The organism is Ochrobactrum sp. AN78, assembly GCF_029909885.1.
Classification (GTDB): domain Bacteria; phylum Pseudomonadota; class Alphaproteobacteria; order Rhizobiales; family Rhizobiaceae; genus Brucella; species Brucella quorumnocens.
Genome location: NZ_JASAMU010000004.1, coordinates 294735 through 315948 on the forward strand (window position 1 = coordinate 294735; position 21214 = coordinate 315948).

Genomic DNA, 21214 nt, shown 5'->3' on the forward strand with positions numbered 1-21214 from the left:
TCTATATCGGGGTATATATAGCCATGTCACAAACCACCGTCGCTACCGCCACCCTTGGTGTGCCGCGCATCGGCCGTCATCGCGAACTGAAATTTGCACTCGAAGCTTTCTGGGCGGGTAAATCGTCTGAAGCAGAACTGCTCACTATTGCCAGCGCTTTGCGCGCAGCAAACTGGGCCGAACAGCGCGATCACGGCATCACGAAAATTCCATCCAACGACTTCTCTCTTTACGATCATGTGCTTGATACGGCTGTAATGGTCGGCGCCATCCCTGCCCGTTACGGCTGGTCAAGCGGCGACGTATCGCTCCAGACTTATTTCGCCATGGCGCGTGGCAGCGAAGGCAAAACAAGCAGCGATTGCGGATGTGGAAACCAGGAACATGCACATGTTCATGGTGTGACTGCGCTTGAAATGACCAAGTGGTTCGACACCAATTATCACTACATGGTGCCAGAACTCAGCGATGATCAGGAGTTCAGGCTTTCGGCCCGCAAGCCGGTCGAACACTTCCTCGAAGCCAAGGCACTGGGTATCCACACACGTCCAGTTATTCTTGGCCCGGTTACATTCCTGAAGCTGGCTAAATCCACCGCTGAAGGCTTCAATCCTGTAGCCTTGCTGCCAAAGCTGCTGCCTGTTTATGAAGAGCTGCTGCGTGAACTTGCAAATGCCGGTGCCGACTGGGTGCAGATTGACGAACCAGCGCTGGCTCTCGATCTCATCCCAAATGAACAGGCTGCATTTGAACTTGCTTACCAACGTCTTGCCACTGCTTCCGACGCGAAAATCCTGCTTGCTACCTATTTCGGTGAGCTGGGCCACAATCTCGGCACTGCATTGGCTTTGCCGGTCGCGGGTCTTCACGTCGATCTGGTACGCGGCGCAGATCAGCTTAACGACATTGTAGCGAAAGCACGCCCCGATCAGCATCTTTCTCTCGGTGTAATTGATGGCCGCAATATCTGGCGCGCCGATCTCAATGCCATCATCGACCGCATTCAGCCCATCGTTGAAAAGCGCGGGCTGGAACGCATCGAAATTGCCCCATCCTGCTCGCTCCTGCATGTACCGATTGATCTTGAACTGGAAACCGGGCTCGATGCAGAACTTAAAAACTGGCTCGCTTTTGCAGCACAAAAGATCGATGAGATTGCTATCCTGGGACGTGCGCTTTCGTCAGGCAAAAGCACGGTTCTTTCAGAACTGAAAGCCGCAAGTGAGGCCATTGCAGCCCGCCGCGCATCGCCAAAGGTCCACAGTCCGGCTGTTGAACAGCGCGTTGCCGCTGTCACGGAAGCTCAAAAGAAGCGCAACAGCGTGTTCACCGAGCGACGCAAAATTCAAAGCGACAAGCTCGGCTTGCCCGCTTTCCCCACCACGACAATCGGATCTTTTCCGCAGACCCCTGAAGTGCGCAAAGCACGCGCAGCGGTCAACAAAGGCGAGATCAGCAATGCGCAGTATGAGAGCTTCATCCAGCGCGAAACTGAAGCCGCCATTCGCTGGCAGGAAGAAATCGGCCTCGATGTACTGGTGCATGGCGAGTTCGAGCGTAACGACATGGTTCAGTATTTTGGCGAGCAGCTCTCGGGCTTCGCTTTCACAAAATACGCCTGGGTGCAGAGTTATGGCTCGCGCTATGTCCGCCCTCCGATCATTTTCGGTGACGTTTCCCGTCCTGAGCCGATGACAGTTGCCTGGTGGAAATACGCGCAGTCACTGACGGATAAGCCTATGAAGGGCATGTTGACGGGGCCTGTGACGATCCTCAACTGGTCGTTTGTTCGTGATGATATTCCGCGCGCCGCAACCTGCCGACAGATCGCGCTCGCCATCCGTGACGAAGTGAGCAATCTGGAAGGTGCCGGTGCAACCATGATCCAGATCGACGAGGCTGCCTTGCGCGAAGGCTTGCCGCTGCGTCGCGCTGACTGGTCGACCTACCTCGATTGGGCTGTCGAAAGCTTCCGTCTGTGTTCAAGCGGTGTGGCCGACCAAACACAAATCCACACCCATATGTGCTATTCGGAGTTCAATGACATCATCGACGCCATTGCTCATATGGATGCCGACGTGATTTCGATTGAAACCTCACGCTCACGCATGGAGCTGCTCGATGCGTTCAAGTCGTTCAAATATCCGAATGATATCGGACCGGGCGTTTATGACATCCACTCACCACGCGTGCCGGAAGTCAGCGAAATGACAGACCTGCTGGCGCTTGCCCGCAAACAGCTTTCCGATGGACAGCTCTGGGTCAATCCCGATTGCGGTTTGAAAACCCGCAAATGGGACGAGGTGCGCCCCGCCCTCGTCAACATGGTGGCGGCAGCGAAAGCGCTACGCGCCGAACTCATTTAAACACAAAAGCCCATGCCGGATTGCTGGCATGGGCCAGAGCGGTTCCAATTGGGAACCGCTCTATCTTTTTCATAACGCATTATCCGACGCAAAAGGCTCACGCACTTTTGCTGGAAATTCTAGCCTCCATTGACCAACGCCAGAATGAGCTGCTCGACATTGCCGCCGGACCCCATTTCAACACGGTCGAAATCACGGCCTTGCTGGCGCTGAACCTCGACCAGCGCAGTAATGCGATTAATCAGTTCCCGGCGCATTTTCTGGCACCTTGGATCATTCGGGATCGAAAGCCCAACCGTTGTGCGGACGATTTCGCGCGTCATGTCCTTGGCGGTGTCGCCATGAACAAGCTCGTGCTTGTAGATGCCATCATAGAAGCGTTCCCAGTTCTCTCTCACCGGGGAGGACAGCTTCTGTGAAGGCTTCGGCAGCGTATAGGTGATTTTCAGCTTGGGTTTGGCCGAAACAATTGTGCAGCCATTGTTGGAATTGTCGAACTTGCGGTCCCAGGTCAACACAAAGGTCGTGTGCGCGATCACGCGGGATTTGCCGGCTTTAGGGCCCCGCTCGCCGATGGATTCATAAAGCTCAGGGCCGGTGCGGCCAGTAATTGCGTAGGGTTTTATAACTTCGACGGCTTTCCAGTCATCTTCTGCATGTGCCTGACCAGACAATAAAACTCCAAACACAACCCACAAGACCGATATACGCACGACGACTCCAACCCAAAAAATAGCCCGACCCAAAAACAGCAATGCACCAACGCTACAATATCATTACTGCAGACAGAAGCGCTTTCACCACCGCTTACAGTTTGAAACGGAAATCGGAATGAAATTTCCTGATACCCGTTTTTTGAGTAAGATTGACTATATCTTCATAGTTTCGTAGATACGTAGGTATGAATAAAGCTAACCCAATCGACCCCGGCGTAAAAACCCATCTTGCGGCCGACGAGGCAAGTGAATTCCTCAAGGCAATCGCCAACAATCACCGGCTCATGATCCTCTGCCGGTTGCATGGTGGTGAGAAGTCAGTGGGGCAGCTTGCCGAACTGATCGGCTTGCGTGCCTCCACTGTCTCGCAGCATCTGGCTTTGCTGCGACGTGATGGCATCATTGCCGGGCGTCGCGACGGGCAAACGATCTGGTATCGCGTTGAAAGCGATATAGCGCGGCAGGTGATGGCGGTGATTTGCACACATTTCCAGGTGCCAGCTGAATAGGCCCGGCACGATTATCAAGGCAACTTTGAAGAAGTGCAGACATGACCGACCAGACAATCGCCAGACGCAATATTTTCGTGCTGACTGCGGCACAGGCTCTGGGTGCAGCAAGCCCACCGATCATCATTTCGCTGGGTGGATTGGTCGGGCAGCAGCTTTCTTCTGATCCGGCGCTGGTCACACTTCCTGTCAGCCTGTTCAATCTCGGCCTGGCGCTGGGAACTCTGCCGGCGGCTTTCGTCATGCGGTCCTTCGGACGCCGCAATGGCTATCTGCTCGGCGCTGGCTTTGGCATGACGGCCGGTCTGGTCGCCGCTTTCGGTATCTTCTCGGCCTCCTTTGTCATTTTCTGCTTCGGCACTTTCATCGCGGGCTTTTATGCCGCTTACGTGCAGAGCTATCGCTTTGCTGCAACTGATGCCGCAACAGGACCGCTCAGGGCCCGCGCCATTTCCTGGGTTATGGTCGGCGGTCTGATCGCAGCCATCATCGGCCCGCAACTTGTCATCTGGACGCGGGATGCACTGCCCAACACGCCCTATGCTGGCAGCTTTCTGAGTCAGGCCGCTCTCGCGCTGATGGCAATACCTGTCTTGATGCTTTTGCGCTCACCCAAAGCCGCAAAATCTTCCAATACCGGAAGCAACGGACGCCCGCTCAAGGAGATCTTGCTAAGCCCGCGTTACATGCTGGCGGTGGCTTCTGGTGTCGTCTCCTATGGCCTGATGACCTTCGTGATGACTGCAGCGCCGATTGCCATGGTTGGCCACGGTCATTCCGTCAATCACGCAGCGCTGGGTATTCAGTGGCATGTGCTGGCCATGTTTGGGCCAAGCTTCTTCACCGGCATGCTCATCACCCGTTTCGGGAAAGAGCGTATTACTGCAGTCGGCCTTCTGATTATCGCGTTGTCTGCAATCGTCGCTCTGTCCGGCCTTGATCTGACCCATTTCTGGATTTCGCTGATCCTTCTTGGCGTCGGCTGGAATTTTGGCTTCATTGGCGCAACAGCCATGGTCGCGGAATGTCATACGCCGGAAGAACGCGGCAAGGCGCAGGGTGCCAATGATTTTCTCGTCTTCGGCACGGTTGCATGTGCTTCCTTCTTTGCCGGTTCGCTGCTGCATTCATCCGGCTGGGAGACAATCAACTGGCTGATCTTCCCGACTGTTGCCCTCATTCTCGTCCCGCTGGTCTGGCAGTCGGCCCGAAAGCAGAAAGCTCAAAGCGTAGCTTAACAAGAAAGCCCGCCCCGATTGCTCGGAGCGGGCTTTTTCTTGTTCGTCATATGATCTTGTACCAAAGTTCATTGAGTGAAGCTCATTGGACTTTGATTAAGCCCGAGCGACGCTTGAACATTCTCAAGGCGTGATGCGTGAGCATTCTAGAGCATGTCTCCCAAAAGTGAGAACCGCCTTCGCGGGGAAATCAGTCCACCGGACTGATTTCTGATCCCGCTACGATGGGATAAAGACATGCTCAAAAACAAATAATTAGAGCGTTTTCTCTGGTTCGGAGAAAATTGAAAACGCTCTAGCGCCTTGGTATTATTGTTCGATCGTACGATTCCAACGGTTGTTGAGCTGCTGACGACCTTCGTTCACGGCATCCCAATCAAGCGTGTTGGCTGTCTTCATGTAACCGTTGAACGCATCGAGCTTGGCCTGCGCTTCTGGCGAACCGGCCTTGGCCTTCTGGTTCGACGGGATCACGTTGCCATGATCAAGCGCCTTGCTCTGAGCATCGGCTGAAAGCAGATAATGCGCGAGCTTCTGGCTCAGTTCTGGTTCGTTGTTGCCAGCCAGAACGCATTCGGTGACAGCGAGAACGACTGAGCCTTCCTTCGGCTGAGCGTATTCAACCGGAATGCCCTTGTCCTTGAGGTTGTTCACACCGGTTGGTGTCAGCGGGAAGATTGCAGCTTCACCGGTCTGAACCATTTCCGAAATCTTTGCCGATGACGGGATGAATTCCAGAACGTTCTCGCCGATCAGGTCCGGGAACTTCTCGAAGCCCGGCTCGAGGTTCTTGTCGTCGCCGCCCTGAATACGGTTAAACATAAGGAATGCATGAAGGCCGAAGGTCGAAGCGGACGCAGACTGGAAAACAACAGCCTTGTTGTATTTCTCGTCGGCGAAATCCATCCATGAGGTTGGAGCGGCCCAGCCTTTTTCGTCGAACAGCTTCTTGTTATAAGCGATGCCGGTCATGCCCATATCGACGCCGATTGCCATGTCGCCCTTGAGACGTGCCGCAGGCTGAATGTCGGCGAGAACCGGATCATCAGAGATTTTCTGGCAAAGGCCTGCATTGATTGCGCGCACCATCACACCATCATCGAGCAGCATAACGTGCATCTGCGGATTGTCTTTCTGCGCAGTCGCCTTGGCGAGAATATCGGCAGATGTACCCGGCACGACAACGACCTTCACATTGTTGGCCTTCTCGAATTCCGGCAGCACGTTCTCGGTAAAAGCGCGCTCCATATTGCCACCATTCATGCCAATATAAAGCGTCTTAGTCTGAGCGGACGCGCCCGAAACGAAAGCTGCCGACAAGCCAAGCGCCAGTGCGGACATTGCAGCCATGTGTTGCTTTTTCATGCTAGTTCCCTTTGTGATTTGAGGTTGGATGGTTAAATCGATTGATCGAGAAAGCCTCGATCGGTGTTTCTGTCTCGCCTTTGACGGCCAGATCGCACAGCACAGCGCCGACGGCAGGTCCGGTCTGAAAACCGGCACCGTTAAAGCCGAAGCCATGAAAGAGGTTTTTGACGCGGCCACTTGGCCCAATAACCGGATTATCATCCGGCATCTCTGCTTCCGTCCCCGACCAGAAGCGGATGACCTGTGCATGTTGAAGATGTGGAAACAGTTCGATGGCACGCAGCATCACAGATGATGCAGCATTGACCGAAGGACGCGAGAAATCCGGGTTTTCAAGCGGTGTTGCACGCCCACCACCCATCACATAATTACCACGCGTGACCTGACGACCATAGAAACCGCCGCCTTCTTCGCCGAGACTCATCGGCAAGCGCAAAGGCATCGGCTCCGTCACGACCATCGAGGGATAAATCCGCTTCAAAGGAACCGGCTCGCCAAAGGATGCTGCAAAGCGATCCGACCAGGCACCTGCGCAATTAAAGACCATGCCCGCACGAATTTCGATGCCGTCACCCGCCAGCGCCGCGAAACCATCACCTGTTGTCTGCACTTCGTGGACAGGCGTATTTTCCAGTACCGTTGCACCCAGAGCCTTTGCAGCGCGCGCAAAGGCAGGCGAAACAAGACGCGGATTTGCGTGACCGTCTTCCGCACAAAGCGAGGCGCCAGCCACATCACCCGTCAGCCATGGAAAGCGCTCTTTCACGGCGTTGCCACCGATCAGTTCCAGCTCAAGTCCAAGCGGCCTGACCCGTTCCGCATAGGCTTCAAGAGACGCAAAGCTCTCTGGCGTGCGTGCAAGTTTCAAATGACCACTGCGAATATACTCGCCGTCGATGCCAATGAATTCAGGCAGACGCGCCCAGAGATCAAACGAGCGCTGCGACAAGGCGATTTGCTCAGGTTCGCGGCCCTGCCTGCGCACGCCGCCATAATTGACGCCGCTTGCCTGCGCGCCGCAGAAGCCTTTGTCGAGAAGGATAACCGACAACCCGGCTTGGCGCATGAAAAGCGCCGCTGAACCGCCAACAATTCCACCGCCGATAATCAAAGCATCAGCCTGAAGGCGCTTTGTCATGACCGCACCTCGTGCGCAGATTTTGCGCCGAAGCCAAGCGGGATCGGTTTGACCGGTGCCTGCGCACGAATACGGCCTGCTTCTGATGGAGATTTATCCTGCATTGCTGCCAGAAGTTCGACCGCCGCAGCCGCGCACATACGGCCCTGACAACGGCCCATACCCACACGGCTCAACGCTTTCAGTCGATTGATCTCGCTTGTATTGCCGTCACTGATGACCGCTCGGGCTTCGCTGAGCTTAATCTCTTCGCAACGGCAGAGCGTTACATCCTGCCCAACCGTTTCAAACCAGTCGCGCGGAAATGGAAAAACCTTCTCCACGATCAGACGTTGACGATAGATCGCATCAAGTTCGCCGAGCAAACGGCGTTCGAGCGTCGTGTCCGCCGTGCCACCAAGATCACGGATCATGGCAATCGCCGCCAATGTCCCACGAATTTCAGCCGCATCTGCGCCTGCAATGCCTGCACCATCGCCCGCAACATAAACCCCGGCCTGACTGGTCCGGCCAAGCGGGTCCGCGACAGGAAGCCAGGCACGGTCACGATCTTCAAAGCCAAATTCACAACCGGCAAGATCAGCAAGCTGGGTCTCGGGACGCAATGCAAAACCGTAGGCCAGTGCATCGCATTCGATTTCCCGCCTGCGGCCAGCCTTTTGATACCGAATACCCTCGACGTGGCCCTCGCCCAACACTTGTTCAGGGCGCACATTGTAATGGACCGGCACGCCACCAAGCATCAGGCGGAAGCCATAATAAGCACCGAGCGCCACAATGCGCGGCGCGTGCAGGGCCAGATGCGCGAGGTGAAATTTCGAACGGAAGGGAGCGGTATCCAGAACTGCCGCAACCTTCGCACCGGCATGGTGGTATTGCCACGCAACGAGATAAAGCAGCGGCCCGGATCCCATGAAGACAACGCGCTCGCCGATTGTGCAGCCTTGTGCTTTCAGCGCCGTTTGCGAGGCACCGAGCGTATAGACACCCGGCTTGGTCCAACCCGAAAACGGCAAGACACGATCTGTAGCCCCCGTCGCAAGCAACAAATGGCTGAAGGGAAGTTGCGTATGAACGCCGCCCGTCAGGAGATCAAGGCTGTTGCCATTGTCGCGTGAAATGTTCCAGACCAGCGTTTCGGGACGATAATCAACTGCTTCGTGCAAATAATCGAACGTCTTGTGAAGCGCCTCAGCCTTATGGGCTTCCGAACCATAACGCGCTTTATAGCTGCGCCCGTCATCGAAAGGTGGACGACGGTAAATCTGTCCACCAGCACGCATGCCCTCATCAAGCACAATCGGACGATGCCCGGCTTTCACCAGCATTTCTGCGGCACGAATGCCCGCCGGGCCAGCCCCAACAATGACAGGCGCGAGAGCTACAGTCATAGCGCTGCCCCTGTCACAAATTCCATGCCGTCTTCAAGCAGCGTTGTGCAGGCGCGCAGGCGTTTGCCTTCTACCGTCATGACATGACAATCCTGACACGCACCAATGAGGCAGAAGCCTGCACGCGGCTCGCCAGTAAATTCTGTATGACGCACTTTACCCTGCACCGAGAGAATAGCTGTCAGCACCGTGTCTCCACGGCGTCCCTCAAAGGGAACGCCATCGAGCAGGAAGCCAACCGGCTGTTCATTGAGACGATACCGCCTGCGGAACTGAGCCGTTAAAGGCGAAACTGTAACCGCCATGATATGTGCGCCCCTATCAGCCCTTGCCCACGAGGACGCGGTCGAGACCAAACAGGCGGTCGATAATCACCATGGTCACCGTCGCAACCAGGATCATCAGCGCCGACACCGCAGCCATCATCGGATCGATGGATTCGCTTGCATACATATACATGCGTACCGGCAATGTGACGGTTGACGGCGAGGTGACGAAGATCGACATAGTCAGTTCATCGAACGAATTGATGAAGGCAAGCAACCAGCCGCCCGACAATCCCGGCAGCAAAAGTGGCAGCGTAACGCGGCGAAACACTGTCCATTCACCGGCACCCAAAGTGCGGGCTGCATTTTCCGCATTGCGATCCATACCGCTCAGCGATGCCAGGATCAGACGCAACGCATAAGGTGTGACGACGATCACGTGGGTTGCCACCAGCCATGCGAACGAGCCGGTCAGGCCCATCAGCGAGAACAGGCGCAAAAACGCGACGCCCAGCACCAGATGCGGGATGATCAGCGGCGAGAGAAACAACGCATTGAGCGCATCACGGCCCCGAAACTTGTACTGAGCGATTGCAAGGCCGGAAGGAACAGCAAGCAGTGTTGAAATCGTCGCCGAGAAGAAGGCGAGCTGCAGCGAGTTCGAGAACGAAGTCATGAAATCATTATGCGCAAACACCGCCTTGAACCAGCGCAGCGAGAATCCGTTCCAAGGCATAGACAGCGTGTTTTCCGGCGTGAACGCCACGAGGCAGACCACAACCATCGGCGCCAGCATGAATATGACGACCAGCGTGTGAAAGAAGAGTGCGAAAGGACCGTTCTTTGTCATTGCGGTTACCCCAGCTTCTTTCTCGCTTGCCCTTCGAGCATGCGATTATAGGCAATCATGATGATGAGATTGGCGAGGAGAACGATGATCGCGATGGCAGCACCAAGCGGCCAGTTGAGCTCGATCAGGAACTCATCATAGACAACCGTTGCCGCCATCTTGAGACGGCGACCACCCAACAGACCGGGGATTGCGAACGAGCTTGCCGAGAGCGCGAAGACGATCAGGCTACCCGACAAAATGCCAAGAACGGCCTGTGGGAACACCACGCGACGTAGTGCTGTAAAACGCGAGGCACCCAGTGTCAGCGCCGCAGCTTCAACCGTCGGATCAAGCTTTTGCAGCACGGTCCAGACCGGGATCACCATGAATGGAAGCATGATATGCACAAGACCAATCACGATTGCCGTTTCGGTATAAAGGATCTGCGCTGCGGGCAGGCCCAGCAGTTCGAGCGTGCTGTTGACGAGACCGTTACGGCCTAAAAGCATGCTCCAGCCGAATGTACGCACCACAACCGAAACCAGAAGCGGCCCAATGATGACCAGCAGGAAGATCGAGCGCCAAGGCGCGCGCATGTTCGAGAGAATATAGGCTTCCGGCACACCGATAATGACTGCAATCACCGTGGTAATCAGCGCAAGCCGCAATGTGCGCCAGAAGATGTTCAGGTAATAGGGGTCCTGAAGCACCTGCGTGTAATTGGCGACGGTGAAGACGTCCTGAATGCCCTTGTCATAGCTGTACGAGTTGAACGACAACATGACGGTCAGCGCCAGGGGCAAAAGCACCAGCGCGAAGAACAAAAGGGTGGAAGGTCCGGTCAGGAATAACGGCAAATAATTCCGCCGCTCTTTTGTTTCCCCGGTCGTTGTCTGCGAAACGGCACTCATGATCAGTTCGCTCCTGCATTCAGGATGCGGCAATCTTCATGGTTCCAGGCAAGGCCAACCGTTGTGCCTTCCGCAGGCGGTGGATTGCCCAGATTTGGCAAAGCCACGGAAAGCTGACCAGCCTTGGTCGATACACCGAGCAGCCACTGGCTGCCCATGAAGTAGCGTGTTGTCACCTCGCCGCTGATCTGGCCTTCGCCTGCATCAACGAGATGGACTTTTTCCGGGCGAATGAATACCGAAACTTCACCCGAAACGCTCTGGTCTGCTGACGGAAAGCGAATATCGGTTTCGGCAACCGAAACAGTCGCACCATCGGCCTGCGCCTTCAGGAAGTTCGACTTGCCAACAAAGTTGGAAATAAAGTGGTTATGCGGGTGCTCATAGAGCTTGTAAGGTGCATCAACCTGCGTAATCACACCCTTTTCCATCACCACGATGCGGTCGCTTATCGACAGCGCTTCGGCCTGATCGTGGGTCACCATGATAGTGGTAATGCCAACGGTGCGCTGGATGCGTCGCAGTTCAAACTGCATTTCTTCACGCAGCTGCGCATCAAGATTGGACAGAGGTTCATCGAGCAAAAGCACCGGCGGGTTGATGACCAGCGCGCGCGCAATAGCGACGCGCTGACGCTGACCGCCCGACATTTCGCGCGGATAGCGCTCGGCCAATGCGCTGAGGCGAACCAGTTCCAGCACATCGCGTACACGCTTTTCGCGTTCCGCCTTTAGCACTTTGCGCATTTCCAGACCGAAGCTGACATTCTGCGCAACCGTCATATGCGGAAACAGCGCATAACTCTGGAACACCACACCCAATTCACGCTTGGCAGGAGCCAGCCGGGTGATATCGCGTCCATCGAGCGTAATCGCACCCGATGATGGTGGCACAAGACCGGCGATCATCTGCAATGTCGTGGTTTTGCCGCAACCCGACGGGCCGAGAAGTGAAATGAACTCTCCCTTTTCAATCTCCAGATTGAAGTTATCAACGGCTGCGAACTTGCCGTAGTAACGGGAAATATTGGAAAGGGTCAAAAAGCTCATTGCGTCTCCCTCTCGGCAAGACTTCCGCCAGTCAAAGTGGGGGAACGGAAGCGCCGCGATATTGGTTCACGTCGCCTCTTCATAGGACTGGCTGAGGGGAGCGGCTTGATCGCGCATTTGAGCGCTTATCGGACCTGATTGTTTGAACGCATGACCGTTCGACCGCTTGTGCAGCCGCAGCGTTCCCCAAGTCTGAAGCAAATACCGCCGATCCGCTCGGCATCCATTCAATGCCTTGCCTGACCTTCCCATTGGCGACGATTTCAAATGGCAGAAAATTTTGAACGATTACAAATTATAATTTTCAATTTCGGAATAAATTATATATTTCTTTCAAAATACAGAATTTGGAAGCAACTTTATGGATGATATATCAGAGAATACGAAATCTGGTGCCTCGCTTAACTCAAGTCTGGTGAAGGCAATTCATATTCTGAAAGGTCTGGCGGCAAGCACGGAAGACGGCGTTCGGCTCATCGATCTGGCGCGGGATCTCGAATTGAGCCAGCCGTCGGCACATCGATTGTTGAAGACGCTGATTGCCGAGGACCTTGTCGAGCAGCTTCCCGACAAGAAAGCCTATCGCCTGTCGCTGGACTTTTTCGCCATGGCAGCACAGGCCCGTCAGCGTGATGGCATTCTGAGCCTTGCGCGCCCATCGCTCTTAAGGCTTTCAACAACGTTCAACGATACGGTCTTCTTGCTGGTGCGCAGCAATTTCGATGCCGTCTGTCTTGATCGCGTGGAAGGTCCTTTTCCGATCCGCTCCTATACCGGCGATATCGGCGGCAAAGTGCCGCTCGGCATCGGTCAGGGCAGTCTCGCCATTCTGTCCTTTCTGCCGGAAGAAGAGCGCGAAGCCATCATTCGCTTCAACATGCCCCGCATTCTGGACAAGGCCACCATTGACGAAGTTGATCTTCGCATCATGATCGCGGAAGTGCGCGAAACCGGTGCATCCACCTTCAACTTCAACATGATCGATGGCATGGCAGGCCTCGGCGTTCCTGTGCTCAATCGCAATGGCGAAGCAGTAGCGGCACTCAGTATCGGCACTTTGGCTTCACGATTAACAGAAAAACGTCAGCACACGATCACCGAGCTTTTGCGCAAGGAAGCAGCCATTATTACCGAGAAACTCAATCCTTTTGATCCCACTCTGCGCCATCCAAGCCAGGCATTTGTGAAATAATCGAAAGCTTTAACAGCTTTCGACGCAATAGCCTTACCTTGTCCACAGCGGGTCCTTAAATTGGAGATTGACTTGCACCATGCGCCGTCGTTTGATCGGGCAAGTGTGGGGGATCTGTAGAACGAGGCGATAAGCCCAAAGCAGAAATTCCATCTCTATAGTGTTATAAAAATGGAGTTCTGTTGTGTTCAAGTCCACCAGACGGGGAATGTTTCATCTTGCTTTTGCGCTCGCTGCTTCCACAGCGATGGGCACTGTTGCCACCACGGCAGCGCAAGCGCAGGACAAGATTCTGCTCATCATCAATGGCGCGCTCGGCGACAAATCCTTCTTCGATTCCGCTGCCAATGGCATGAAGATGATCAAGGACAAGTATGGCGACGACGTCGAAACCAAGATTTTGGAAATCGGCGACGATCCGACCAAATGGGAGCCGGTTTTCCTCGATGCGTCCGAACAGGACTGGGACCTGATCATCGGCGGCACCTATCAGATGTCGGAAACCGTAGGCTCGGTCGCGCAGCAATATCCGGACAAGAAATATGTCCTTTATGATGCAAGCGTCCCTTATGAAGAAGGCGGCTACGACAACGTCTATTCGATCCAGTACAAGCAGAACGAAGGTTCTTACCTCGGCGGTATGCTTGCGGCAGAGCTTCTCAAGCAAGGCAAGCTTGGTGATGTTGGCAAGAATCTCGGCTTCCTCGGCGGCATGGACATTCCGGTTATCAACGACTTCCTCGTCGGCTATGTTGCCGGTGCTCAGGCAATTTCGCCAGACGTGAAAATCGCCATTTCCTATGCAGGCTCCTTCATGGATGCGGCAAAGGGCAAGGAACTCGGCCTCGCACAATATCGCTCCGATGTGGCGCTCGGCTTCGTCGTTGCCTCGCAGACCGGCCTTGGCCAGCTTTCAGCAGCGAAAGAAACCGGCAAATATGTTCTGGGCGTTGATTCCGATCAGGAAGGCATCTTCAAGGACAGCGATCCGGCGATGGCCAAGCAGGTTGTCAGCTCCGTTCTGAAGAACGTCGATGTCAGTCTTTTGCAAGCCTACGACCGCTTCAAGGAAGGCAATCTGCCATTCGGCAAAGCGGAAGCGCTTGGTCTGAAGGAAGGCGCTGTGGGCATCGTACAGGACGGCAATATGGCGTCCATGGCCTCTCAGGACATGAAGGATGCCATCAAGAAGGCTTCCGACGGGATTTCCGAAGGCAAGATCACGGTTCCAACCGCATTTGGCATGAGCACCGAGGATCTCAACGCGATCCGCAACAAGGTTCGTCCCTGATCGTGGAAAAACAAGCTGAAAACAATGAAGGCGACGATGCAATCGTCGCCTTCCGCCCAATCGTCGCTTTCCGCGATGTGAGTAAGGTCTATCCGAACGGCACGCAGGCATTGCGCGATGTGTCGTTCTCGATCCGCGCCGGGTCTATCCACGCCATTTGCGGCGAGAATGGCGCTGGTAAATCCACACTCATGAAAATCCTGTTCGGCATCGAGAACGCCACCGCAGGCGAAATCATCATCGACGGCCAGCATATTACCTCCTGGTCGCCGGAAGATGCCAGCGCCAAGGGTATTGGCATGGTGCACCAGCATTTCTCGCTTGTGCCGACGCTGACCGTCACGGAGAATATTATTCTCGGCCATGAGCCGGTGAAGAACGGCTTTATCGACCGTGCAAGTGCACGCAAAACGGTCGAAGAACTCATGCAGCATTATGATTTGCATGCCGACCCGGACGCGATCACGGGTACGCTGTCCGTTGCTGCACAACAGAAGATCGAGATACTCAAAGCGCTGTCGCGGCGCACCCGTCTGCTGATCCTTGACGAACCGACCGCTGTTCTCTCGCCTCCGGAAATCGAAGAACTGATGCGCAGACTGAAAGCGTTGCGCGATGAAGGCATCACCATTCTCTTCATTTCGCACAAGCTCAACGAAGTGCGCGAACTTGCTGAAAGCGTCACGGTGTTGCGCGCCGGCATGGTAACCGGCACCGAAAAGCTAGCCGACGTGCCTGATGATGCCATCATGGAAATGGTCATGGGTCACGCCGTCGACATTCCTGAGCGCGTCCATAAGCAGGGGCCGACGGAAACAGTCCTCGAAATGCAAGGCGTTACCACACAGGCACTCGATCCCGCCGACCGCATCCGCGATGTAAACCTTGAAATCGGCGCAGGCGAAATCGTTGGCGTTGCCGGTGTCGATGGCAGCGGACAACGCGGACTTGTCTCGGTCCTTTCCGGTCTTATGGAAGCAAGCAGCGGAGCTATTCGTCTGAATGGCGCAGATATGCTTGCTGCCAAAACCGCAAATTGGCGCAAAAAAGGCCTCGCCTATCTGCCAGCCGATCGCTTTTCGCAGGGCGGCGCGCCCGGTCTTTCGCTGGCGGAAAACGCTATTGCTGGTACTGGTGCCAGAACCGGTCGTAACAACAAGACCGCAGGTTCCCCAATCTATTGGGGTCCTTTCCTCCGCTGGAATGCGATCAAGGCACGCGTCAGCGGCATGATCAAACAATATTCGGTGCGTGCAGGCGCAATCACCGAACGGCTCGACTCCTTGTCGGGCGGCAATGCTCAGAAGCTCATCGCTGCACGCGAACTCGCCACCAATCCGAAATTTCTCATCGCCGACCAGCCCACACGTGGCATCGATGTTTCAGCAGCAGCCTTCCTGCATCGTCGTATTGATGAGGTTGCGCAGGGTGGCTGTGCTGTGCTTCTGGTCAGTGCTGATCTTGATGAATTGCTGCGGCTCAGCGACCGTATCGTCGTGCTTTTCAATGGTCGCATTGTTGCCGTTCTCAAGAATGGACCAGACATCACTCCAGCGGTTCTCGGCCCGTATATGCTTGGCACGAGGAATGTTGCCTGATGCGTAGATTTATATCCTATCTTATTCCCTTCTTTCTGACCGTGCTGGTAATCGGTGTCATCATGGCGGTCCTGCTGGTGCCTCTGGCATTGATGCAGGATAATCCGGCAGGCGTTCTCAGAACCTTCTTCCTCGGCCCCTTTGGCAGCATTCGCCATATGGGCAATGTGGTTGAAGCCGCAACGCCGATCATGCTTACAGGTCTTGCTATCACCATTCTGTTCCGCTCTGGCCTGTTTAATCTCGGCGCAGAAAGCGGCTTTTATCTCGGTGGTCTGGGTGCGGTTGCGGGTGCGGTTCTGCTGCCTTCGCTTGGCTGGTTCTCGCTGCCTGTCGCCATTTTATGCGGTGCGGTTGCGGGTAGCTTTGCCTGCACAATTCCAGCGGCATTGCGCCTGCGCTTTGGCGCATCCGAAATGGTGACATCACTGGTTCTGAACTATGCCTTCCTGTTTTTGGGGCTGTTCGTGCTCAATTACGTGATCCGTGATCCTGCAGCCGGCGGTATGATGTCCATGCGCATTCCGCCTGACGCCAAGCTCGAACGACTTCTGGCAGGCACGCGCCTTAACAGCGGCTCGATCATTGCGATCCTCGCCTGCATCGCAGGTGGCATCTGGCTCTACTGGACGCGCTCGGGACTCAATATCCGTATTGCAGGGTCTAGCCCCGGCCTCGCCAACCATCTTGGCCTGCCACTCAAGGGCATTGTCATGCGTGCGCAGATCATTGGCGGTCTAGTGGCAGGCATGGCTGGCGCGCTCGAAGTTCTGGGCTTGCACAATCGTTTCGCATGGCTCGATCTGCCCGGTTATGGCTGGACTGGCCTTGTCGTTGCAATTCTCGCGCGCGAAAACCCGTTTCTGGTTATTCCGGCAGCATTGTTCTTGGGCTTTGTTCAAGTGGGCGGCGATCTTCTGGCGCGGAACATGAATATTCCGACCGAAGTCGTGGGACTTGTGACCGCCGCCATCATGGTGGGTGCAACGGCCAGCGTCATTCACAATCATCCAACTGTGCTGCGTCTGATCCGAAACTTGCGCAACCGGGAAGGAGAACAGTCATGAGCGCCGTTCTTGCACAAATTCTCGATCCTTCCTTCATCGCAACAATCCTGCGTGTCGCCACGCCTCTTTTGTTGGCGGCATTGGGCGTGATGATCTCTGACCGCGCGGGCGTGCTCAATATCGGCATGGAAGGCATGATGCTGATTGCAGCATTGATTGCCGTTCTCGCAAGTGCCGCAACGGGAAGTCCTGCCATCGGCCTGCTCGCAGCTCTTATTGTGGGGGCCTTCCTTGGCTGGTTGATGTCATTCTCCGTCAATCGGCTCGGTACTGATCTCATCATGACCGGTATCGCGCTCAATATTGCAGCGGCTGCAGGCACGACGTTGGGGCTTTTTCTTGCTACCGGCGACAAAGGCATGTCAGGCGCGTTGAAAAGCGGCGCACTGCCAAGCTTTGCCATACCTTATATCGGCAATATCCACATACTGAGCTTTGCAGCATTGCTCGCTGTGCCTGCTGTTAGCCTCATGATGATGCGTACACGCTTCGGCCTTCATGTGCGTGCAACGGGCGTTGATCCCAAATCCGCACGCGCGGCAGGCATTCACGTCAAGCGTGTGCAAATGCAGGCGCTGGTGCTTTCGGGCATATTCGGTGGTGCTTCGGGTGCTTATCTTTCGCTCGGCTATGTCACATGGTTTGGCCAGAACATGACGGCCGGTCGCGGCTTCATTGCCATTGCAGCGGAGGTTATGGGACAGGGAACTGCTTGGGGGACACTGGCCGCAAGCCTTGTGCTGGCTGCCGCAGAATCTCTTGCCATTACGCTGCAAAGCCTTGGACTACCGTTCGAGCTGATGCAGATGATCCCTTATCTCGTGCCCGTCGTGGTGCTGACAGTGCATGCCGCCAGAAGACAGCGGCGTGCAAGACAATTGAAGAAATCCTGACATGCATAAGAATGAGAAAAACATGAAAGCCTGGGAGCTTACACGCGATCTGTTGCGCGACACCAAACCTGTCATACGCACAGCAGAAGAACAGACATGGGATGCAAGCGCTGTCATGAAGGCGCAGGACGACCTCATGGCAATGTTCTGGAATAGCAATGTGCCGGGATCGGCAGCGCCTGAATGTCTGATGGCTGGCGCGCTGCAATCGCTGGAGAACAAGGGCTATGTGTTGGCACCATATGCGGAGCTTCTGCGCGATGGGCTTGCAGCGTTGGAGCGCGGCGACTTTGAAACGCTTTATCGCATCGATATGCATTTGCGCGTGCTGATGCGGACGGCAAAGCCGGACCCGAGCCACCCATCGCAAAAGACTACGCGTTTTGCATCATGGGAAGTCTTTGACGCAACGGTCAAATGGCCGGAAGACGTGGCTTATGATCTTAGCTCCGATGATTTCCGCGCGCGCACCTCGGGCGCGTGGATGGCACAGCTGGTGGGGGCAGCCGCTGGCACGGCCCTTGAAGGCTATACAGCCGAAAACATCGCAGAAGTCTTCGGCCCAATCCGCGATTATGTACGCGAACCCAACACCTATAATGACGATATCACCTTCGAGATCGCCTTTCTCGAAGCCTTTGGCGACAAGGGGTCTGCCGTTACCAGTGCCGACATTGCTGAACGCTGGACGTCGCTCATCCCGCTTGGCTGGTCTGCGGAGGCAATCGCACTTTCCAACATGCGTCGGGGGCTTACAGCGCCAGAAACCGGCACATCTGACAATCCATTTGATGAATGGATCGGCGCACAGATGCGTGGCACGATCTGCGGCATGGTCGTGCCGGGACGCGCGCGCGAAGCTGCCCGTCTCGCATGGATGGATGCAGAAATCTCCCACGCCGGAAACGGAATTCTGGGCGAAGTTTTCAATGCCGTCATGGCCGCACGCGCCTTTGCAGTGAGTGACACGCGCGAATTGCTTGTCTCCACGGCAACGCTTTTCTCGACCGATACCGAATATGGTGCGGTTTTGGCGTTCGCGCTGGATGCCTGCCATACGGCTGTTAACTGGCAGGATGCATGGGCAAAATGCGATGCAGAATATGCCGAATTTAACTGGATTCACGTCACGCCAAACGCTGCCGCACAAGTGGTGGCACTGTGGTTTGGCGAAGGTGATTTCGACCGCACGCTCGAAATTGTCTGCGGCATCGGACATGATGTCGACTGCAATGCAGCGCAGATTCTCAGCATGATCGCTATTCAGCATGGCCCCGCAATCATCGCAGAACGCTGGTCGAAGCCGCTTCTGGCCGACGACATTGTCACCTATATGCGTCGTCCGGCGAAAATCTCCTTCAAAGCGCTCGTCGACCAGACCGTTGATGCAGCGCGCAACGCTCTCTAAATCTTTTTATCAGGAAGCTCTTATGGCTCGTAAAATCATTATCGATACCGATCCCGGTCAGGACGATGCAGTCGGAATTCTTCTGGCACTCGCAAGCCCGGAACTCGATATTCTCGGCATCACCGCTGTTGCCGGCAACGGCCCGCTGGCCCGCACCGAAATCAACACCCGCACAATCTGCGAAGTGGCAAAAAAGCCAGATACAAAAGTCTTCGCCGGTTCGATCCGTCCGCTGGTGCGTCCGCTGGTAACGGCTGAAAATGTCCATGGCAAAACCGGCCTTGATGGCTATGATCTGCCTGCCCCAACCATGCCGCTTCAGGCGCAACATGGCGTTGATTTCATTATTGAAACGCTGATGAAGGAAGAAGCTGGCACTGTTACCCTCTGCCCGCTCGGCCCTCTGACAAATATCGCATCCGCGCTGATCCGCGAGCCGAAGATTGCCGAACGCGTCAAGGAAATCGTGCTGATGGGCGGCGGCTATTTTGAAGGCGGCAACATCACGCCGTCCGCAGAATTCAACATCTATGTCGATCCACATGCTGCTGCGGTTGTGTTCAAATCGGGCATTCAGATCACCATGATGCCGCTCGATGTGACGCATAAGGTACTGACCACCGAGAAACGCATCGCAGCCATTCGCGGCATCGGCACCCATGTCGGCGAGGTGGTCGCGGCATGGCTCGAATTCTTCGAGCGTTACGATGAGGCGAAATACGGCACCGACGGTGGCCCACTGCATGACCCGAACGTCATCGCTTATTTGCTGAAACCAGAACTTTACTCAGGCCGTCATTGCAACGTGGAAATCGAGATCAACTCGGAACTGACGATTGGTGAAACAGTCGTCGACTGGTGGGAAGTGACCGATCGTCCGAAGAACGCGCTCTTCATCAAGGACGTCGATGCGGATGGCTTCTTTGCACTGCTGACCGAGCGTCTGGCAACACTCTAAACACATAATCGCCACAAAGCAGCCGCAATTACCATAAAATTGCGGCTACTTAGCCTTTATTTAAAGGGCTTTTTGTGCGGTTTTACTGCTGTTTTTGCAGAAGTTCCGCGACTTCTTTTGCTGTCGGTGCAGCCGAACCGGCACCAGCGCGGGTCACGGCAATCGCACCTGCGGCAGACGCAAAACGCACGCAATCATGCAGCGACTGACCTTGCGAATAGGCAACGGCAAAGCCGCCATTGAAACTGTCACCAGCCGCAACCGTATCGACCACTTTCACCTTGAACGGCTCGAAATGCTTGACCTCATCAGCGGTCACAAGCAATGAGCCGCGCCCGCCCAGCTTGACGATGACGATCTTCGGGCCACGTTCGAGAAGCTTGCGAGCAGCAGCTTCCGCAGAGGCAATATCGGTGGGCTCAATGCCGGTGATCTCAGCGGCTTCGGTTTCATTAGGCGAAATGATTTCGCTCAGTGAAATCAGATCAGCCATGCGGCTTGCGTCACCCACCGGTGCCGGATCGAGCAACACGGTGCCGCCTGCCGCCTTCACAGCCTTTGCAACAGCCAGATTGGCTTCATGCGGGACTTCACGCTGCAACAGCGTGATTTTCGCCTTGGCGATATCAGGCGCATAGGCATTAATATCGGAAGCCGACCAATTGGCATTGGCACCAGCGCAAACAACAATCGTGTTCTGCCCTGCTTCTTCGACCTGAATGATTGCAATGCCGGTATCGGCACCATCAATCATTTTAACACCGTCGGTATTCAGACCGAACTGCTGCATCTCTTTGACAGCCAGTTCGCCAAAAGCATCTTTGCCGACTGCACCGACAAAGCGAATGTCGCCGCCAAGCTTTGCCACAGCTACTGCCTGATTGGCGCCCTTACCGCCAAGGCCAATCCCATAGCCCGACGCATTGAGTGTCTGGCCGGGACGCGGCAGTGCTGCCATTCTGGCGCTTACATCCACGTTCACACTGCCGAAAATGAAAATTTTCAATGGAGTTCTCCACGATT

General features: G+C 55.3%; 19 protein-coding genes. 10 read left to right on the top strand and 9 right to left on the bottom strand.

Annotation, left to right across the window (positions count from 1 at the left end):
• Positions 1-23 precede the first annotated feature (23 nt).
• A complete protein-coding gene (gene metE, locus QBD00_RS10660) occupies positions 24-2366 on the top strand; it encodes a 5-methyltetrahydropteroyltriglutamate--homocysteine S-methyltransferase (protein ID WP_318579435.1) in 2343 nt (780 codons plus the stop codon).
• Between the two features lie 119 nt (positions 2367-2485).
• On the opposite strand, the gene QBD00_RS10665 is transcribed toward metE, so the two are convergent.
• Entirely contained in the window at positions 2486-3073 is a 588-nt protein-coding gene (locus tag QBD00_RS10665; RefSeq protein WP_318579504.1) for a DUF922 domain-containing Zn-dependent protease, read from the bottom strand.
• 194 nt (positions 3074-3267) lie between these two features.
• On the opposite strand from QBD00_RS10665, the gene QBD00_RS10670 reads away from it, so the two are divergent.
• Positions 3268-3591: an ArsR/SmtB family transcription factor gene (locus QBD00_RS10670; RefSeq protein WP_134155793.1), complete on the top strand. Its 324-nt coding sequence runs from the start codon at positions 3268-3270 to the stop codon at positions 3589-3591.
• 41 nt (positions 3592-3632) lie between these two features.
• Positions 3633-4829, top strand: coding sequence for an MFS transporter (locus tag QBD00_RS10675; RefSeq protein WP_318579436.1), 1197 nt, complete (start codon positions 3633-3635; stop codon positions 4827-4829).
• Between the two features lie 309 nt (positions 4830-5138).
• Here QBD00_RS10675 and QBD00_RS10680 read toward each other — a convergent pair whose 3' ends face one another.
• From QBD00_RS10680 to QBD00_RS10710, 7 genes are read right to left on the bottom strand one after another with little or no spacing between them, the layout of a single operon-like run.
• Positions 5139-6194 (bottom strand): ABC transporter substrate-binding protein, encoded by a 1056-nt coding sequence (locus QBD00_RS10680; protein WP_318579437.1) that lies wholly within the window; start codon positions 6192-6194, stop codon positions 5139-5141.
• A gap of 1 nt (position 6195) precedes the next feature.
• Positions 6196-7335 carry an FAD-dependent oxidoreductase gene (locus tag QBD00_RS10685; RefSeq protein WP_318579438.1) on the bottom strand — a complete coding sequence of 380 codons (1140 nt, stop codon included), beginning with the start codon at positions 7333-7335 and terminating at the stop codon, positions 6196-6198.
• Entirely contained in the window at positions 7332-8726 is a 1395-nt protein-coding gene (locus tag QBD00_RS10690) for an NAD(P)/FAD-dependent oxidoreductase (protein ID WP_318579439.1), read from the bottom strand. The genes QBD00_RS10685 and QBD00_RS10690 overlap by 4 nt, the downstream gene beginning before the upstream one ends.
• Positions 8723-9031, bottom strand: coding sequence for a (2Fe-2S)-binding protein (locus QBD00_RS10695; RefSeq protein ID WP_264232297.1), 309 nt, complete (start codon positions 9029-9031; stop codon positions 8723-8725). The genes QBD00_RS10690 and QBD00_RS10695 overlap by 4 nt, the downstream gene beginning before the upstream one ends.
• A gap of 16 nt (positions 9032-9047) precedes the next feature.
• Complete coding sequence (locus QBD00_RS10700) at positions 9048-9842, bottom strand: ABC transporter permease (RefSeq protein ID WP_318579440.1); 795 nt, start codon at positions 9840-9842, stop codon at positions 9048-9050.
• Between the two features lie 5 nt (positions 9843-9847).
• Positions 9848-10735, bottom strand: coding sequence for an ABC transporter permease (locus QBD00_RS10705; RefSeq protein ID WP_318579441.1), 888 nt, complete (start codon positions 10733-10735; stop codon positions 9848-9850).
• Between the two features lie 2 nt (positions 10736-10737).
• Complete coding sequence (locus tag QBD00_RS10710) at positions 10738-11784, bottom strand: ABC transporter ATP-binding protein (RefSeq protein ID WP_318579442.1); 1047 nt, start codon at positions 11782-11784, stop codon at positions 10738-10740.
• Positions 11785-12145: 361 nt separating this feature from the next.
• Between QBD00_RS10710 and QBD00_RS10715 the strand changes: the two genes are divergently transcribed.
• The 7 genes from QBD00_RS10715 (at position 12146) to QBD00_RS10745 (ending at position 20191) form a co-directional block, all read left to right on the top strand.
• Positions 12146-12976, top strand: a complete 831-nt coding sequence (locus QBD00_RS10715) for an IclR family transcriptional regulator (RefSeq protein ID WP_024896961.1) — start codon at positions 12146-12148, stop codon at positions 12974-12976.
• 184 nt (positions 12977-13160) lie between these two features.
• A complete protein-coding gene (locus tag QBD00_RS10720; protein ID WP_318579443.1) occupies positions 13161-14267 on the top strand; it encodes a BMP family ABC transporter substrate-binding protein in 1107 nt (368 codons plus the stop codon).
• A gap of 2 nt (positions 14268-14269) precedes the next feature.
• Positions 14270-15865: an ABC transporter ATP-binding protein gene (locus QBD00_RS10725; RefSeq protein ID WP_318579444.1), complete on the top strand. Its 1596-nt coding sequence runs from the start codon at positions 14270-14272 to the stop codon at positions 15863-15865.
• Positions 15865-16932: an ABC transporter permease gene (locus QBD00_RS10730; protein ID WP_318579445.1), complete on the top strand. Its 1068-nt coding sequence runs from the start codon at positions 15865-15867 to the stop codon at positions 16930-16932. The genes QBD00_RS10725 and QBD00_RS10730 overlap by 1 nt, the downstream gene beginning before the upstream one ends.
• Positions 16929-17825, top strand: coding sequence for an ABC transporter permease (locus tag QBD00_RS10735; RefSeq protein ID WP_318579446.1), 897 nt, complete (start codon positions 16929-16931; stop codon positions 17823-17825). The genes QBD00_RS10730 and QBD00_RS10735 overlap by 4 nt, the downstream gene beginning before the upstream one ends.
• A gap of 22 nt (positions 17826-17847) precedes the next feature.
• Positions 17848-19233 carry an ADP-ribosylglycohydrolase family protein gene (locus QBD00_RS10740; protein ID WP_318579447.1) on the top strand — a complete coding sequence of 462 codons (1386 nt, stop codon included), beginning with the start codon at positions 17848-17850 and terminating at the stop codon, positions 19231-19233.
• 22 nt (positions 19234-19255) lie between these two features.
• On the top strand, positions 19256-20191 hold the full coding sequence (locus QBD00_RS10745; protein WP_151091241.1) for a nucleoside hydrolase: 936 nt from the start codon (positions 19256-19258) through the stop codon (positions 20189-20191).
• A gap of 82 nt (positions 20192-20273) precedes the next feature.
• On the opposite strand, the gene rbsK is transcribed toward QBD00_RS10745, so the two are convergent.
• Positions 20274-21149 (bottom strand): ribokinase, encoded by an 876-nt coding sequence (rbsK, locus tag QBD00_RS10750; protein WP_318579505.1) that lies wholly within the window; start codon positions 21147-21149, stop codon positions 20274-20276.
• Positions 21150-21214: the final 65 nt, after the last annotated feature.

Bases quoted from the DNA above. Each gene is read 5' to 3' on its own strand.
- rbsK (WP_318579505.1), bottom strand. From the start codon at position 21,149: ATGGCAGCACTGCCGCGTCCCGGCCAGACACTCAATGCGTCGGGCTAT.
- QBD00_RS10670 (WP_134155793.1), top strand. From the start codon at position 3,268: ATGAATAAAGCTAACCCAATCGACCCCGGCGTAAAAACCCATCTTGCG.
- QBD00_RS10675 (WP_318579436.1), top strand. From the start codon at position 3,633: ATGACCGACCAGACAATCGCCAGACGCAATATTTTCGTGCTGACTGCG.
- QBD00_RS10690 (WP_318579439.1), bottom strand. From the start codon at position 8,726: ATGACTGTAGCTCTCGCGCCTGTCATTGTTGGGGCTGGCCCGGCGGGC.
- QBD00_RS10745 (WP_151091241.1), top strand. From the start codon at position 19,256: ATGGCTCGTAAAATCATTATCGATACCGATCCCGGTCAGGACGATGCA.
- QBD00_RS10680 (WP_318579437.1), bottom strand. From the start codon at position 6,194: ATGAAAAAGCAACACATGGCTGCAATGTCCGCACTGGCGCTTGGCTTG.
- QBD00_RS10740 (WP_318579447.1), top strand. From the start codon at position 17,848: ATGAAAGCCTGGGAGCTTACACGCGATCTGTTGCGCGACACCAAACCT.
- QBD00_RS10715 (WP_024896961.1), top strand. From the start codon at position 12,146: ATGGATGATATATCAGAGAATACGAAATCTGGTGCCTCGCTTAACTCA.
- QBD00_RS10700 (WP_318579440.1), bottom strand. From the start codon at position 9,842: ATGACAAAGAACGGTCCTTTCGCACTCTTCTTTCACACGCTGGTCGTC.
- QBD00_RS10695 (WP_264232297.1), bottom strand. From the start codon at position 9,031: ATGGCGGTTACAGTTTCGCCTTTAACGGCTCAGTTCCGCAGGCGGTAT.
- QBD00_RS10710 (WP_318579442.1), bottom strand. From the start codon at position 11,784: ATGAGCTTTTTGACCCTTTCCAATATTTCCCGTTACTACGGCAAGTTC.
- QBD00_RS10735 (WP_318579446.1), top strand. From the start codon at position 16,929: ATGAGCGCCGTTCTTGCACAAATTCTCGATCCTTCCTTCATCGCAACA.
- QBD00_RS10705 (WP_318579441.1), bottom strand. From the start codon at position 10,735: ATGAGTGCCGTTTCGCAGACAACGACCGGGGAAACAAAAGAGCGGCGG.
- QBD00_RS10730 (WP_318579445.1), top strand. From the start codon at position 15,865: ATGCGTAGATTTATATCCTATCTTATTCCCTTCTTTCTGACCGTGCTG.
- QBD00_RS10685 (WP_318579438.1), bottom strand. From the start codon at position 7,335: ATGACAAAGCGCCTTCAGGCTGATGCTTTGATTATCGGCGGTGGAATT.
- metE (WP_318579435.1), top strand. From the start codon at position 24: ATGTCACAAACCACCGTCGCTACCGCCACCCTTGGTGTGCCGCGCATC.